Here is a 16,516-nt window from a genome sequence, read left to right as displayed (position 1 = left end):
GACGGTTCGAAGGGCGGGCGAAGAGGCGCCTGTCCTCTTACTGAAGATCGGCCGCTTCTTCTCCGTTGCCCGGCGGGAGGCGATCGAAGGGACCGGAGAAGAGACCGTCCGAGACGGGTGTCTCGGGCGCCTCGTCCGCCGGCGACAGGGCGGCGAGGACGGGGCCGAGATGCTCCGGGCGCAGCATGTCGAAGTGACCGCAGGCCGAGCGGGCGGCGGGCGTGGGCCGGAGGCTGCGGGCGAGCCAATAGGCGGCGCGGTCCGCGTCGCCCTCGTGGCGCATGGCTTCCACATAGGTGAGCGGCGCTTCGATCCGCCCCGGCGCATGGGCGGCGGCGAGCGCGACATTGTTGGCGATGACGGCCTCGATCCGCGACCGCGCGCCCTCCTCGATGTCGAGCCCGAGGCCCGAGCTTTCGGCGGCGAGCAGCATCCGGGCCTGTTCGGCGGGCGGCATGAGGCTCCCCTCCGTCGCCGGGCTCGACGTGTCCAGCATGACGAGGCGCTCCACACGCTCGCCCGCGGCCTCCAGCTGCCGCGTCATCTCGAAGGCGACGAGGCCGCCGAAGGAATGGCCGAGCAGCGTATAAGGCCCCTGCGGCTGGCACCCGCGCAGCGCGGCGACGTAGCTTTGCGCCATCGCCTCCAGCGAGGGGGCGAGAGGCTCGCCGGCATCGAGGCCGGAGGCCTGGAGGCCGAAGACCGGGCGCGCGTCCGCCAGCGCCTGCGCGAGGCCGGAATAGACGAGCGCGCTGCCGCCCACGGCATGGACGGCGAAGACCGGCCGATCCCCCGCGTGACCGTTCAGCGCGATCGCCGGGGAGCCCGACGTGGAACCGCAAGCCCCGGCCGATAGCGCGTCGGAGAGCTGGCGGATCGTCTGGTTGCGGAAGAGCGCGCCGACCGGCATGTCGAGGCCGAGCCGCGCCTTGACGGCGGCGGCGACGCGCAGCGCCATCAGCGAATGGCCGCCGATGCGGAAGAAGTTCTCCTCAAGGCCGAGCGCCTCAAGGCCGAGCACGGAGATCCAGACATCGCGCAAGGCTTCGTCCAGCGCGTTGCGCGGCGGCGTGGCATCGCGCGCCTCCTCCTCGAAGAGCGGCTCGGGCAGAGCGCGAAGGTCGAGCTTGCCATGGGCCGTCATCGGCAGGGCGGGAACGGCGAGGATCGCGGCCGGGACCATGTGATGGGGCAGCGAGAGCGCCACGACGTCGCGCAGCTCGGCCGGCCGCAGCGCCTCGCCCTGCGGGCGGGACGGCACGACATAGGCGACGATGGCAAGCTCGCCCCGGTGCGGCCGCGCGACGGCGGCGACGGCGGCGACGGCCGGGTGGCGGCGGAGCACGGCCTCGATCTCGCCGAGCTCGATGCGCACGCCGCGGATCTTCACCTGCGCGTCGATCCGGCCGAGGAATTCGATCTCGCCGGCCGCGTTCCGCCGCGCCAGATCGCCCGTGCGGTAGAGCCTGTCGCCGGGGGCGCCGAACGGATCGGCGACGAAGCGCGCCTCGGTCTCGGCGGGATCGCCGACATAGGACCTCGCCAGCGTCGGCCCGCCGATATGGATCTCGCCGGCAAGACCCGGCGCGACCGGGCGCAGCGCGGCGTCGAGGAGATGGACGCGGTAGTTCGGCAGCGGCCGGCCGATCGGCAGGAAGGCGCCGGTCTCCTGCCCCGTCGCGCGATAGGCCGTGGCGTCGATGCAGGCTTCGGTCGGCCCGTACATGTTGAAGACCTCCGTGCCCGGAAGCGCCGCCAGAAGCCGCCGCGCCAGCGCGGTCGAGAAGCCCTCCCCGCCGAGCATCAGGCGCTTCAGGGAGAGCTTCGGGGGCGCGGCGTCGAGGGCGGCGCCCAGAAAGGCGGGGCCCGCGTTCAGATGCGTGATCCGCTCGGCCTCCAGCAGCGACCAGAATCCGGCGCCGCCGAGCGTGCCGAGATCGGGCGAGACGACGACGGTCGCGCCGGAAAGGAGCGGCGTGACGAGCTGGCCGACCGAGACGTCGAAGCCGATGGAGAGCGCGGCGAGCACGCGGTCGCCGGGGCCGATCGGATCGTGCGCCTTGCGGGCGTCGGCGAGATGGACGAGCGCGCCATGCGAGACCGCGACGCCCTTCGGCCGGCCGGTCGAGCCGGACGTGTGGATGACATAGGCGAGGTTCTCCGCCGACAGCGGCGCCGTCCGGTCGCGGTCGGTCGGATCGCGGTCGGGGAAGGCGGCTCCGTCGAAGGCGGCCAGATCGAGAACCGCCGTGCCCTCCGGCAGCGCGCCGCGCGTTTCCGGCGCGGCGAGGACGAGCGCGGGCGCGGCGGTGGCAAGGATCGCGGCGATGCGCTCGGCGGGATAGGCGGGATCGAGCGGAACGTAGACGCCGCCGGCCTTCAGGATGGCGAGCGCGGCGACGACGAGCGCCTCCGAGCGCGGCAGGATCACGCCGACCGTGCGCTCGGGGCCGATGCCCGCCGCGATCAGCGCATGGGCGAGGCGATTGGCGCGCGCGTTCAGCGCGGCGAAATCGAGGCGCGTCGCCCCGTGGGCGACCGCCTCCCCGCCCGGCCTGCGGCGGACCTCCGCCTCGAAGAGCGCCGGAACCGTGTCCACCGCGACGGGGCGCCGGATGCCTTCGCCCTCGGCGATAAGACGCAGCTCCTCGTCCTCGGAGACGAGCGGGATCGCGGCGAGGTCGCGGCCGGGGTCCTCCAGCGCGGCGCGCACGAGCCGCTCGAACTCGGCGGCCATGCGCGCGACCAGCGCGGGCGAAAAGAGATCGGCGGCGTAGGTCAGCGCGCCCGCGAAGCCGTCCGGCGTCTCGCTCAGCGTCAGCGTCAGGTCGAATTTCGCGACGCTTTCGGGCTGAACGACCGGCGAGATGGCGAGCGATCCGGTCTCGTAGCGTCCCTCCGGCGCGTTCTGGAGAACGAACATCGTCTGGAAGACCGGATGGAGGCCGGGATCGCGCGCGGGCTTCAGCGCATCGACCAGCCGCTCGAAGGGAAGGTCCTGATGGGCATAGGCGTCGAGCGAGCGGGCGCGCATGCGCTCGGTCAGCTCGGCCAGCGAAGGCGCGCCGGAGAGGTCGGCACGAAGGGCGATCGTGTTCACGAAGAAGCCGATCAGCCCCTCCGTCTCGGCCTGCCTGCGGTTGGCGATGGGCGCGCCGATGACGACGTCCTCCTGCCCGCTCCAGCGCGACAGGAGCGCGGCGAAGGCGGAGAGGAGCACGATGAAGGGCGTGGCGCCGCTCAAGTGCGCGAACTGCACCAGCGCCTGCGAGACGTCGGCCGGCAGCGCCACGCTCTGGCTCCGGCCTATGAAGCTGCGCGTCGCGGGGCGCGGGTGCTCCAGCGGCAGCGTCAGGGCGTCGGGCGCGCCGGCCAGCGCCTCCCGCCAGAAGGCGGTCTGGCCGGCCAGCTCGGCCTCGCCCAGCGCCTCGCGCTGCCAGAGAGCGAAGTCCGCGAACTGGATGGCGAGCGGGGCGAGTCCCGCCGGCCGGCCGGCGCGCGCGGCCTCGTAGAGAGCGGCGAGTTCGGTGACGAGGATCGAGCTGGACCAGCCGTCGGAGACGATGTGATGGAGGGTGAGGAGGCAGACATGCGCCTGCGGCGCGAGGCGCAGGAGGCGCACGCGCAGGAGCGGATCGCGCTCGAGATCGAAGGGCCGGCGCGCCTCGGCCTCCAAGAGCGCCACCGTCTCGGCCTCGCGCCCGCCCGTCAGGTCTTCCAGCGCGAAGGGCACGGCGCGGGTGTCCATGACGATCTGCGCGGGCGCGCCGTCGATCTCCGCAAAGCGCGTGCGCAGGATCTCGTGGCGCTCGACCAGCGCCGCGAAGGCCGCTTCCAGCGCGCCGGCATCGAGATCGCCGTCGAGACGGAGCGCGGTCGGAATGTTGTAGGCGGGGCTGTCCCGTTCGAGCCGGTCGAGGAACCAGAGCCGCTCCTGCGCATGGGACAGCGGAAGGCGCGCCGGGCGCGGCCGGGCGACGAGCGGGGCCCCGGCGGCGGGACGGGCGCCGCCCTCGGCCAGCAGCGCGTCGATGCGCGGGGCGAGGTCGAGGATGCGCGGCGTCTCGAAGAGCGTGCGGATCGGCAGTTCCACGCCGAGCGCGGCGCGAAGGCGCGAGGCGAGCTGCGTCGCCAGCAGCGAATGCCCGCCGAGTTCGAAGAAATGCGCCTCGACATCGACGCCGGCGACGCCGAGCAGCGCGGCGTAGCTCTCCGCCAGAAGGCGCTCCGTCGCCGTCTCCGGCGCCCGGCCCGTGCCGGCCCGCGCGCCCGGCTCGGGCAGCGCGCGCGCGTCGAGCTTGCCGTTCGGCGTCAGCGGCAGGGCGTCGACGAGCAGGATCTCGGCGGGGACCATATGGGCGGGAAGCCGCGCCGCCAGATGGGCTCGGAGGGCCTCGACGCCGGGCGGCGCGGCGCCCTCGGCGGGCACGCCGTAGGCCAGAAGCCGCATCGCGCCGCGCGCATCGGGCCGCGCGACGACGGCGGCCTGGGCGAGCGCTTGGTGCCCGCGCAGCACGACCTCGATCTCGCCGGGCTCGACGCGGAAACCGCGGATTTTCACCTGCGCGTCCGTCCGGCCGAGAAACGCGATCTGCCCGTCCTCGCGCCAGAGCGCGCGGTCGCCCGTGCGATAGAGCCGCCCTTGGAGCGGGGTCTCGACGAAGCGCTCCTGCGTCAGCGCGCGTGGCCCGAGATAGCCTTCCGCCAGACCCGCGCCGCCGATGAAGAGCTCGCCCTCCGCGCCGATGGCGACGGGCTTCAGCGCGGCGTCGAGCACATGGGTCGCGTAGTTCGGCAGCGGCCGGCCGATCGGCAGGATCGGCGCGGCCTCGAAGCCGGACGCCGGAACCGGAAAGGCCGTCGCGTCGATGCAGGTCTCGGTCGGCCCGTACATGTTGACGACCGGAACGCCGAGCGCTGTGCGGAGCTTGGCGGCGAGCGCCCCGGAGAGGCCCTCCCCGCCCAGCATGACCTGCTTCAGCGCCGTGCTTCCAGGCGTGCCGGGAAGGACGCTTTCGAGGAAGGAGGGGACGGAATTGACGTGGGTCACGCCGTGCCGGACCATGAAGGCCCAGAAGGCCTCCGGGGACAGGCCCCGGATCTCGCCGGCCACGACCACGGCCGCGCCCGAGAGAAGCGGCAGGAGAAGCTGGCCGATCGACACGTCGAACCCGACCGAGATCGCCGCGAGAACCCGGTCGCCCCGCCCGATCGGATCGTGCTCCTGCCGGGCGAAGGCCAGATTGACCGCCGCCCCATGGGACATGGCGACGCCCTTCGGGCGCCCGGTCGAGCCGGAGGTGAAGACGATATAGGCGAGATCCTCCGGCGAACGCGCGCCGTCGTCCACCGGCGGATGATCGGCGGCCGGATCGGTCGCCCCGAGCCCGGCCGTCCCGAGCTCGATTGCCCCGAGCCCGATTGCCATGACGCCGTCCGGCACGCGGCCGGCGCCCTCGCCCGTCGTCAGAACCGCGCGAGCCTGCGCATCCTCGATCATTCCGTGGAGGCGTTCGTCAGGATAGACCGGGTCGAGCGGCAGGTAGACGCATCCGGCCTTCAGGATCGCCATGGCCGCGAGGCTGCTCGTCATCGAGCGCTCGACGAGGACGCCGACGACGGAGCCGGGCGCGATCCCGGCCTGTCCCAGCCGCGCCGCCAGGGCCGTCGCCGCACGGTCGAGTTCGCCATAGCTCATCGCGCCCTCGTCTGAGAGGAGCGCCGGCGCGTCGGGATCTTCGGCCGCGCGCGCCTGGAAGAGGCCGTGCAGCGTCGCCTGCGGCACGTCGAGCGCGGTGCCCTCCGACCATTCGGCGATGGCCGCGTCCTCCTCGCGCGTCAGGCGCGGCAGCGCCGAGAGGCGGCGCTCGGGCCGGGCGGCGAAGGCCTCCAGCATGTCGCGGAAGCCGGCCTCCAGCCGCTCCACCTCCTCGCTCGCCAGAATGTCGGGGTTGAAGCCGAACTGGACGGAGAGGCCGCCCCCGGCCAGCTCGTTGATATAGACCGCGAGCGGCGTCTCCTCGGGCGCGCGGATCGGGCGCGAGCGGATCGTGGCGCCGCCGCCGAGCGCCGGCAGGGCGCCGGCCGCGGCCGGCATGATCGTCACGGCGACGTCGAAGAGGCCGCGCCCGGCCTCCGCCGAGCCCGCCTCCGCCGCCAGCCGCCGCCCGATCGCATCGATCGGCGCTCGCTGGCGGCGAAGGTCGGCGTCGAGATCGGCCGCGATGCGCTGGACGTTGGCGAGGAGCGTGCACGCGGGATCGGCCGCGCAGCGCACGGCGATCATGCCGGCCAGCATGCCGATCGTGTCGCGCGTCGCATGCTCGCGCCGGTGCAGCGCCATGCCGAGGGCGAGGTCGGTCCGGTCGTAGCGGCGCGAGAGGGCGAGCGCGAGCGTGGCCACCAGCGCGCGGTGCAGCGTCGTGCCGGCCGTCCGCGCCGCGGCCTCGAACCGGGCGGCGGTCTCGGGCGCGACGAGGAGCCCGGCGCGCGGCGCGCCGTCGAAGGGAGCGTGGCCCTGCGGCGCCGGGCGGTTCTCGAAGACGAGGCCGGGCCGGGGCGACAGGCGCTTCGCCCAATAGTCCAGGTCCTCGCCATGGCGCGCGGAGGCCTCGTAGGCCGCGTCCTCGGCGACGACCGGCGCATAGGAGGAGCGCGCCTCCGTCCCGCCCGCCTCCTCGCCCGCGAAGAGCCGATTGTAGGCCTCGAGCCAGTGCCTCTGCGCCAGCGCGATCGAAACGCCGTCGGCGATCAGATGATGGGCGAGGAGGATCAGGTGCCAGCGGTCCGGCGCAAGCTTCAGGAGGTCGAGCCGGAAAAGCGGCGCGGGGCCCAGCGGAAAGCCCGCCGCCTGGATGGCGCTAAGATGCGCCGCCGCCGCCGCGTCCGGCTCGGCCACGCCGGAGAGGTCGATCAGGTGGAAGGGCGCGGTGTCCAGCGGCTCGAAGCGCTGGCGCGGCTCGTCCGCGTCGATCCGCAGGCGCAGCGCGTCGTGGCGGCTCATGACGAGGCGCAGCGCCTCTTGCGCGAGCGCGGGATCGACCGGGCCGGCGATCTCGGCGAGCGAGCCGATCTGGTAGGCCTGCGGCCGGCCGATCATCTTGGCGTCCAGCCAGACCCCGCGCTGCGCATGGCTCAGCGCGAAACCGTCCTGCGGCTCGCGGGGCACGGCGAAGGTCTCGGTCGGGTCCAGGAACATGCGGGTCTCTGATGGTGCGAGAGGGGCGGAGGACAGGAGGGCAGGCCGAAGGAGAGCGCGTGTCATCGGCGGAAATGCCGGACGGCGCGGAGGGCGAGGAGGCCGATCCGCAGCGTGCTGGTGACGAGGATCGCTGCGACGATGCCGAGGAGGCCCCCGGCGCCGAGCGGGCCGAAGGCGAGAGCGCCGGCCAGCAGCGGCGTCGCCGCCATGCAGCCGACCTGAATCCCCATCGGCACGGTCACGTCCCCGCGCGCGCGGAGCGCCGCGACGAGGCCGTAGCCGAGCCCGTCGAAGAGAAGGACGAGGCCGGCGATCGTGAGAAGCGCGGCGATGCCGGCGGCAAGAGCCGGGTCCGGCGCGTAGAGGCCGGCGAGCGTTTCCGGCGCGAGGGCGAAGAGGAGCGTGAAGGGCAGGAGCACGAGCGCCAGCGCGCCGAGATCGGCCCGCAGCAGACGCGCGGCCTCCGGCGTTTCCGCCCCGTCGGCGCCCGCCTTGGACAGGCGGACGGCGAGCGCGTCGCCGATGCCGGCGGAGAGGAGAAGGCCGGGCAGGATGAAGAGCCAGGCGGAGGCATAGGCGGCGAGATCAAGCGCGCCCAGCCAGCCCGCGAAGACGGTGAGCCAGATGCCGAGCGCGTGCAGGAAGCCCGCCGTCGCGAACGCGCTGCCGCCGAGCCTTGCCTGCTCCCGCCCGTCGCCGGGAAGGGCCCGGCCGGGGCGGAGCGCGGCGCGGCCTTCGAGCGTCAGCACGCTCCAGACGAGCGCCGCGGCGAGCGCCAGACGCACGATGCCGGTCGCGATAGCCGAGCCAAGCGCGCCGAGTTCGGGAAATCCGAGATGGCCGCCGACGAGAAGGAAATTCAGCCCGAGATTGAGGAAATTGGCGCCGAGCACCCAGAGCGCGACGCCCCTCGCCCGGCCGGCGCCCTCCAGATGGACGGCGGAGGCGATGGCGACGAGGCCGGCGGGCAGGCCGAGGCCGAGCGCGAGGACGACCGCGCCGGCTTCGGCCGAAAGCCCCGCCTCCTGCCCGAGCGCCAGGAGGATCGGCTCGGCGAAGAGGCTGGCGCCGAGACCGGCCGCGCCGAGGATGAGCGCCGCGCAGAGCGCGCGATGCCAGAGCGCGATCCGCCGGGGCCGCGCGCCCGCCCCTTGCGCCGCCGCGAAGAGGACGAGCGGGCCGAGGAGCACGGCCAGGAACACGTCGGTCAGCCGGCCGAACGTGCCCTGCGCCAGAAGCGTGACGGCCAGGGCCTCCGCGCCGTGCCGCGCGACCATGACGCAGTCGACGAGCACCATGGCCGCGAGCCCGGCGCGCGAGACGACCATGGGCAGCGCCAGCGCGAAGAGGCTCCCGCCGCCCGGCGCCGCTGCGGCGGCCTCGCGCCCCGCCCGACCGGGATCGAGGGCACCGGGATCGAGAGCCATGCTCTCGCCGAGCGACATGCGGCTCAGGCCGCGATGCGGTCGGGAGCGGCGGCCGGCGCCTTCGCCTCGGCCGAGGCCCTCGTGCCGGAAAAGCCCTGCAAGACGATCTGGACGACGCCGCCGACCGTGCCCGCCTGGATCATCTGCATGACCGAGATCGGCCGCCCGACCTCGTGCTCCAGCGCTTCGGCCAGTTCCACCGCCATGAGGCTGTCGAGGCCGAGTTCGGTCAGCGACTTCTCCGGCGTGATCTGCGCGGCGTCCGAGCCGACGACGCGGCCGACATGGCCGGCGACGCAGGTGAGGAGAAGCGCGCGGCGGTCCTCCTCGCCCATCGCCTCCAGCGCGGCGGCGATCGAGCCGGCGCCCTCCGGCACGAGGCTCATCGAGTCCGGGATCAGGCTGGAGAAGCGCGGGCTGCGCGCGCCGGGCAGGCTCTGCCCGAGGCGCATGAGGTTGAACTGCGCGGCCGCGACCCGGCAGGCGCCCGAGCCCATCAGGCGCCCGAGCTCGGCCAGCGCGTCGCGCACCGGCGTCGCGCTCATGCCCGCCCGCTGCTCCAGCATGTCCTCCACGGCGGCGTTGCGGGTGAGGAAGCCCGCATCCTTGATCGCGCCCCAGCCGACCGAGAGCGCGGGCAGGCCCAGCGCCCGGCGATGCTCGGCCAGCGTGTCGAGGAAGGTGTTGGCCGCGACATAGGTGCCCTGGCCGGGATTGCCGACCACTGCGCTCGACGAGGAGTAGAGCACGAAACTCTCCAGCCCGTCCGCCAACGTCATCTCGTGGAGGTTCCAGGCGCCGATCATCTTGGCCGACATGACGCGGTGCATCAGGCCCCGGTCGACGTTCATCAGCGGCGCGTCCTCGATGACGGCCGCCGCGTGGACGACGCCCTTCAGCGGCGGCATGGTCGCGCGGATCTCGAAGAGGACCCGGTCGAGCGCTTCCCTGTCGGCGACATCGACGGCAAAGCCCGTCGCCACCGCCCCGGCCGCCCGGATGCGGGCGAGCCCGGCCTTGGCTTCCTCGGTCGTCGCGCCGCGCCGGCCGAGAAGGGCGAGCGAGCGCGCGCCCTCCGCCACCAGCCATTCGGCGGTGGCGAGGCCGAAGCCGGAAAGGCCGCCGGTCACGAGATAGGTCACGTCCGGGCGCACCGTGCCCCGGCCGCTGGAGAGGATCGCCAGATTCTCGTGGCGCTCGGCGTCGAGGCTGACGACGAGCTTGCCGACATGGCGGGCCTGCTGCATGGCGCGGAAGGCCTCCGCCGCCCGCGAGACCGGCGTCGCCTGATAGGGCAGAGGCTTCAGATCGCCCGAGGCAAGCGCCGCCACGACCGCGTCGAACATGCGCTTGGCGAGCGCGGGACGTTCCACCAGGAGCGTGTCGGCGTCGATGCCGAAATAGCTCAGATTCTGGCGGAAGGGGCGCAGGCCGATGCGGCTGTTGGCGTAGAGGTCGCGCTTGCCGATCTCCAGGAAGCGGCCGAAGGGCTTGAGCACCTGCAGACCCTTGGTGATCGCCTCGCCGGCCAGCGAGTTCAGGACGACGTCGATGCCCTCCCCCTTGGTCAGCGCCATGATGTCGTCGGCGAACTTGGTGGAGCGGGAGGAGACGACGTGGTCGGCGCCCATGTCGCGGACGAGCTGCTGCTTGTCCGGCGAGCCGGCGCTGGCGATGACCACGGCGCCGCGAAGCTTGGCGATCTGCAGCGCGGCGAGGCCAACGCCGCCGGCCGCGCCGTGGATCAGCACGGTCTCGCCGGGTTCGAGCCGCGCCAGATGGTCCAGCGCGTACCAGGCGGTGACGAAGGCGGTCGGGATGGTCGCGGCGGCCTCGAAGGGAATGTCGGCGGGCAGCAGCGCGGCGCAGTCCGCCTTGGTCGTGACGTGGCTGGCGAAGCAGGAGGAGGCGAAGGCGATGACGCGGTCGCCGGGCTTGAGGGCGGTGACGCCCGGCCCGACGCGCAGGACCTCGCCGGCGCATTCCATGCCGATGGTCGGGCCGGAAAAGCCCTTCTCGACCGCCTCTTCCGGCAGCATGCCCATGGCGTAGAGCACGTCGCGGAAGTTGAGACCGGCCGCGCGGATGGCGATCTCGATCTCGCCCTCGCCGGGCGTCCGGCGCTCGATCTCGCGAAGATGCAGCGAGTCGAGGCCGCCCTGCGGCAGGAAGTCGAGGCGGAAGGGCCGCGCCTCTGTCTTTCCGGGCTGCAGGCTCCGCGCGATGCGCGTCTGCTCGGCGATCGAGGACTGCCGCACACGGTGGACGAAGCGCCGGCCGCCGGAGAGCAGCGTCTCGGGTTCCGCGTCGCGGGCGAGAAGCGCATGGGCGAGGTCGCCGGCCGCCTCGGCGTCGTCGAGGGCGGCATGGACGTCGATCAGGCGGCAGCCGACGGAGGCCTGCTCGTTCGCCATCACGCGGCCGAGGCCGGCGACGGTCGACTGGAACGGATCGACCGGACCCGTGCCGGCCGGTCCCGCGAAGGCATGGCGCGTCACCAGCGTCAGGACGGGCGCCGGACCTTCCGCGTCGAGGGGCCGCATCTCGATGGCGCGGGCCAGATGAAGCGCCGAGAGGCAGCGCAGGTCCTGGCCGGACAGGATCGCGTCCGTCCCGGGCGTGCCGGCGGCAAAGCCCGCCAGATGCACGAACTCGGCCGCGCCGGGCTCCGAGGCGACGAGTTCGGCCAGCGCCTCCGCGCCGAGATCGGCCGGATCGAGCGCCCGGACGGCGACCGTCTGGCCGGACGCCTCGAGCGCCGCCGAAAGCGCCGCGACGAAGGGCTGCTCGGCCTCGGACGGGCCGACCACGAGCACGCGCCGTCCGGCCTCGCCGGGCAGGCGCAGGATGTCGGCACTTGCTGCGCCTTCGGGCCGGCGGGCGATCCAGACCCGGTGCGTCGGCTCGGCCCCGGCGGAGGCGTCGGACAGCGCGACCGGGGTCTCGAAACCGGCGGCGACGAGGCTTTCGGCCGGATCCGGCGACCCCGCCTCGGAACGGCGCGGCATCAGGAGATCGGCGACGCGGCCCGGCAGGGTCTCGACGAGAAGGGCGATGCCGCCCGGCAGGAGGGTCTCGAAGAGCGTCGAAGCCTCCACCTCGCCGGCGGAGAGAACGAGGTCGAAGCCGCTTTCCGGCGCCTCGGCCGAGCCGGCCGTGCGCAGGAAATGATGGGCGGAGAAGCGGTTGCGCGCGCGGCTCAGCGCCTGGTCGGAGGCATCGGCGAAGAGATAGTCGCTGCGCTCCTGCGGCAGGACGGGCAGGACGGCGGCGGCCAGCCCCCCGGTTCCGCCGGACAGCTCGCAGACGCGGATCGCCCGCCCCTCCGGCCAGGACGCGACGAGGGCGCGGACCGCCTCGGCGGCGATCGTGTTGGCGAAGCGGCGGAAGGGCGCGGTGTCGTCCAGCATCTCGCGCATGGCGACCGCCGCCGGCCCGTCCGTCTCGCCCCGCAGGCGGGCGGCCAACGCGTTGCCGGCCCGGGCGATGGCCACCAGCTCGGCGCCGTAGCCGGAATGGTCGAGCATCAGCTGACGCCGCAGCGCGCCGGGCTCCGGCGCCTTGTCGGCCGACCAGATCCAGGTCGGGGCCCGCGAGGGCGCCTTGCGCAGGAGATAGCCCTCGGCCTCCGCCATCTGGGTCAGCTGCATCAGGAGGTCGAGTTCGTCCTCGATCACCTCGCCGGCCCTGGCGAGCGAGGCGAGCGTGAAGGGCGCGCCCTCCTCGGCAATGTCCTCGGCGATCTCGCGAAGCGCCTTGGCGGCATAGGCGGCGACGAGCGCGTCGAGGCGCGCGCGCACCTCGGTCCAGAACGAGACGCGCTCGGGGGCGGCCGCGATCCCCGCCACGACGGGCGTCAGCGTCTCTGCCAGCGCCTCCGCCGAGGGCAGGACGAGGGACACGGCGCGGCGCGGCGCGAAGGCGGGATCGGGGCGCCAGTCCTCGGCGAGGATCGGCAGGGCGCTCGGGCGGAACTCCACCTTCTGGAAGCGCGCCTCTTCGAGCAGCACGAGCACGCGGCCCGTCTCGTCCGCGATGGCGATGTCGGCGACGCCGGTGCGGGCGCTCTCGTGGCGCAGCTCGACATGGCAGACGACGCGCTCGGGCAGCGCCGCGAAGCTGCGGATGCGGCCGACCTGAACAGGGATCGTCGCGCAGTCGCGCGGATCGTTCTGGCCGATCAGCGAGATCAGCACCTGCAACGCGTTGTCGAGGATCGCGGGATGGCCGCGATAGGCGGAGAGCTCGCCCGCGACGGCGGGAATGGCGATCTCGCCGAGCGCGGCGCGCTTCGTCGCGTCGGCCGGGGTCATCGCGATGGCGGTGACGCCCTGGAAGAGAGGGCCATAGGCAAGGCCGCGCCGGTCGGAGCCGCGATAATGCGCCTCGCGCGAGACGTGCTCGGGCATGGCGGCGCGCAACGCTGCGAGATCGAGCGGCGCCGGCGCCTCCACGCCTTCGGGGCGCGAGAGGCGGCCCTTCACGTGCTCGGTCCAGTCGGCGGTCTCGGCGGCCGGGCGGGAGCGGACGAGGAGCGTGCCGTCGGCTGGATCGACGGAGGTCTGCACGAACGGCTCGGCGCCTTCGGAGAGGACGAGCGGCTTCAGGATCTCGAAGGTCTCGAGGTCGATCACCCCCTCGCCGCCCTTGGCGAGGGCGGCGGCGACGGCCAGCTCGATATAGCCGGCGGCGGGGAAGATCGCCGAGCCCTGCACGACGTGGTCGCGCAGATACGGCAGGAGCGTGGTCTGGACGACGGTCGACCAGGCGTCGGCCGTGGAGGAAAGCCGCGCGCCGAGCAGCGGGTGCTCGCGCCGGATCGGGTAGATCGTGCCCGGCAGCTCGGTTCCGCCGCGCCAGAAGCTCGTGCGGTTGAACGGATAGGCCGGCAGCCGGGCGGGCACGGCCGGGCGCTCGAAGAGCGCGGCGAGATCGCCGGCGCCTGCGGCATGGATCGCGCAGATCGCGGTCGAGAGCGTCTCGGCCTCGGGCGCCGGGCGGTTCGCGGAAGGACGCTTCAGCGTGGCGAGCGCCTGGGCCGACGATCCCTCCGCCGCCTTGACGCATTGCAGCACGTAGTCGCGCAGAACGGGATGGGGACCGACCTCGACGAAGACGTCGATCGCATGTTCGGAGAGGGCGCTGGCGACGGCCGCGTCGAAGGCGACGGGCCGGCGGATGTTGCGCCACCAGTAGTCGGCGTCGAGCGCCTCGCCGGCAACGACGGCGCCCTCGACGGTGGAGACGAAGGGAACGGCGCTCGCCCCCGGACGCAGCGCGGCCAGCCTCTCCAGAAGCTCCTCGCGGATCGGGTCCATGGCCGAGGTGTGGAAGGGATAGTCGAGCGCGAGGATGCGCACGAACTTGCCCTCCTCGGTCAGCCGGGCACTGAGGGCCTCCAGCGCCGCCGGATCGCCCGCGACCGTCACGGCGCGCGGCGAGTTGACGGCCGCGATCTCCAGCCAGCCGGGAATCTCGGCGAGATAGGCTTCGGCTTCGGCCTTGCCGAGGCCGAGCGCGGCCATGCGGCCGGTGCCGGCCGTCCTCGCCTGCATCTGGCTGCGATGGAAGATGACCTCGGTCGCCTGTTCGCGGCTGAGCGCGCCCGAGACATGGGCCGCCGCCGCCTCGCCGACGCTGTGGCCGAAGACGAGGTCCGGCCGGATGCCCGCCGCCTTCAGGACGGCGGTCAGCGCCAGCTGCTGGGCGAAGAGGAGCGGCTGGGCGACCTCGGTGCGCTCGATGCCGACCTCGGCCTCCGGGCGCCTCATGGCCTCGATCAGCGACCAGCCGGCGAGCGGGGCGAAGATCGCGTCGACCGCCTCCATCTCGGCGCGGAAGATCGCGCTTTCCGCCAGAAGCTCGCGGCCCATGCCCCACCATTGCGGGCCGTTGCCGGAGAAGACGAGCGCCGTGCGCCCGGCGCCGGCCGCCTTGCCCTTGGCGGCATGGGAGGGCATCTCGCCCGCCACGATGCGCTCCAGCCGCGCGGCGGCCTCGGCCGGGCCGGACGCGGACAGGACGAGGCGATGGGCGTGGAGCGTGCGCGAGCGCGCCGCGGTCGCGCGGATCGCCGGCCATTCGGCGGGATCGGCGGCGCGAAGATGGGCGGCATGGGCGGAGGCCACCGCGTCCAGCCCCTCGGCGGAGGGAGCGGAGAGGACGAGGAGATCGTCGAAGGCCTCGCCTTCGGGCGCGCTAGCCGGCGCGGCCACGCGCGCGGCGGCGGCCTTCGGGCGGTAGGCCTGCACGACCATGTGCCCGTTCGTGCCGCCGAAGCCGAAGGAGTTGACGCCGAAGATCAGCGGCGTCTCGCTCTCCGGCAGCGCCACGGGCTCGGCCGTGACCTCGAGCTTCCAGGTCTCGAAGTCGATCTTCGGGTTCGGCGTGGCGAAGTGGAGGTTGGCGGGGATCTCGCCGTGGCGCATCGCGAGCAGGACCTTGGTGAGGCCCGCGATGCCGGCGGCGTTTTCGAGATGGCCGATGTTCGACTTGATCGAGCCGATGCGGCAGCGCGTGCCCCCGGCGCGCGGCGCGCCGAGAACGCGGCCGATGGCGCCGCATTCGATCGGGTCGCCGACGGAGGTGCCGGTGCCGTGCGCCTCGACATAGAAGATGTCGTCGGCGCCAAGGCCCAAGGCGCCGTAGACCTCGCGCAGCAGCGCCTCCTGCGCCTCGCCGCTCGGCATGGGCAGGCCCATCGTGCGCCCGTCGGAATTGACGCCGGTGCCGAGGATGACGCCGAGGATCGCGTCGCCGTCGCGCTCGGCCGCCTCCAGCGATTTCAGGAGCACGAGGCCGCCGCCCTCGGCCCGCACATAGCCGTTGCCCGAGGCGTCGAAGCTCTTGCAGCGCCCGTCCGGCGAAAGCATCGAAGCTTCGGAGAAGCCGACGAAGGGGCGCGGGCTGAGGAGAAGGTTCACGCCGCCGGCCAGCGCCATGTCGCATTCGCCGGACGCGATGGCGACGCAGGCCTGATGCATGGCGACCATGCTGGAGGAACAGGCCGTGTCGATCGACATGGACGGCCCGTGCAGGTCGAAGACGTAGGAGACCCGGTTCGCCGCGATCGAGAGCGCGCTGCCGATATTGGTGTAGGCATCGACGGTCTGGCCGACGAGGCTGGCATAGTCGTTGTTGGAAATGCCGACGAAGACGCCCGTGCGGCTGCCCGCGATCTCGTTCTGCGGCAGGCCGGCCGAGTCCAGCGCCTCGACGGCCAGTTCCAGAAGCAGGCGATGCTGCGGATCGACCTGGCGCGCCTCGCGCGGCGACATGCCGAAATACTCGGCGTCGAAGAGATCGACGCGGTCGAGAAAGCCGCCGGCCTTGGTGTAGATCCGGTTGGCCGAGTCGACGTCCACCGCATGGTGGCCGAGATCCCAGCGATCCCCCTTCGCCTCGCCGACGCCGTCGACGCCGCCCGCAAGGTTCGACCAGAGCGTGTCGAGATCGGGCGCCTTCGGGTAGCGGCCGCTGAGACCCACGATGGCGATCGGCTGCCGTGTGACGGTCCTGTCCCGCCCGATGCTTGGCGAAACGACGGCAGCATCGGCGTCGGCAAACGTAGCATCGATAGCATTCAGACGAGGAGAGTTCGGCATAATATCAATCCGGTCTCTTGAAGGGCGACCTCCTCATAGACTAGATTTCTGAGTCATTGAATAATTTCATGTACTATCGTGAACGAGCGAATCCTATCGATTGTTAACCCTGGATATGTAACCAAGCCTTACAATCAAATAGGCCGAAGATGACGTATAGATCAATATTCATCATGATCGGACGATCCTTATCGTCTTGCGATGTTTGAAGTGCTAGAGGCTGGCAAGACTTAACGGGAGCCGGCTATCCCGAAACGACAGACGACAGCAGACGAGAGAGGAGT

At 72.8% G+C, this 16,516-nt stretch carries 3 protein-coding genes; all 3 read right to left on the bottom strand.

Annotation, left to right across the window (positions count from 1 at the left end; genetic code table 11):
- Window positions 1–37 precede the first annotated feature (37 nt).
- On the bottom strand, window positions 38–7,198 hold the full coding sequence (locus tag ASG62_RS03305) for an amino acid adenylation domain-containing protein (protein WP_056698152.1): 7,161 nt from the start codon (window positions 7,196–7,198) through the stop codon (window positions 38–40).
- A 62-nt stretch (window positions 7,199–7,260) separates the two neighbouring features.
- Window positions 7,261–8,646: an MATE family efflux transporter gene (locus tag ASG62_RS03300; protein WP_056698149.1), complete on the bottom strand. Its 1,386-nt coding sequence runs from the start codon at window positions 8,644–8,646 to the stop codon at window positions 7,261–7,263.
- A gap of 5 nt (window positions 8,647–8,651) precedes the next feature.
- On the bottom strand, window positions 8,652–16,232 hold the full coding sequence (locus ASG62_RS03295) for a type I polyketide synthase (RefSeq protein ID WP_057180275.1): 7,581 nt from the start codon (window positions 16,230–16,232) through the stop codon (window positions 8,652–8,654).
- Window positions 16,233–16,516 lie beyond the last annotated feature (284 nt).

The organism is Aureimonas sp. Leaf427 (assembly GCF_001425485.1).
In the GTDB taxonomy this organism is placed as follows: domain Bacteria; phylum Pseudomonadota; class Alphaproteobacteria; order Rhizobiales; family Rhizobiaceae; genus Plantimonas.
Note: the sequence above shows the minus strand (reverse complement) of the source record. Positions and strands in the feature narration are given on the sequence as shown.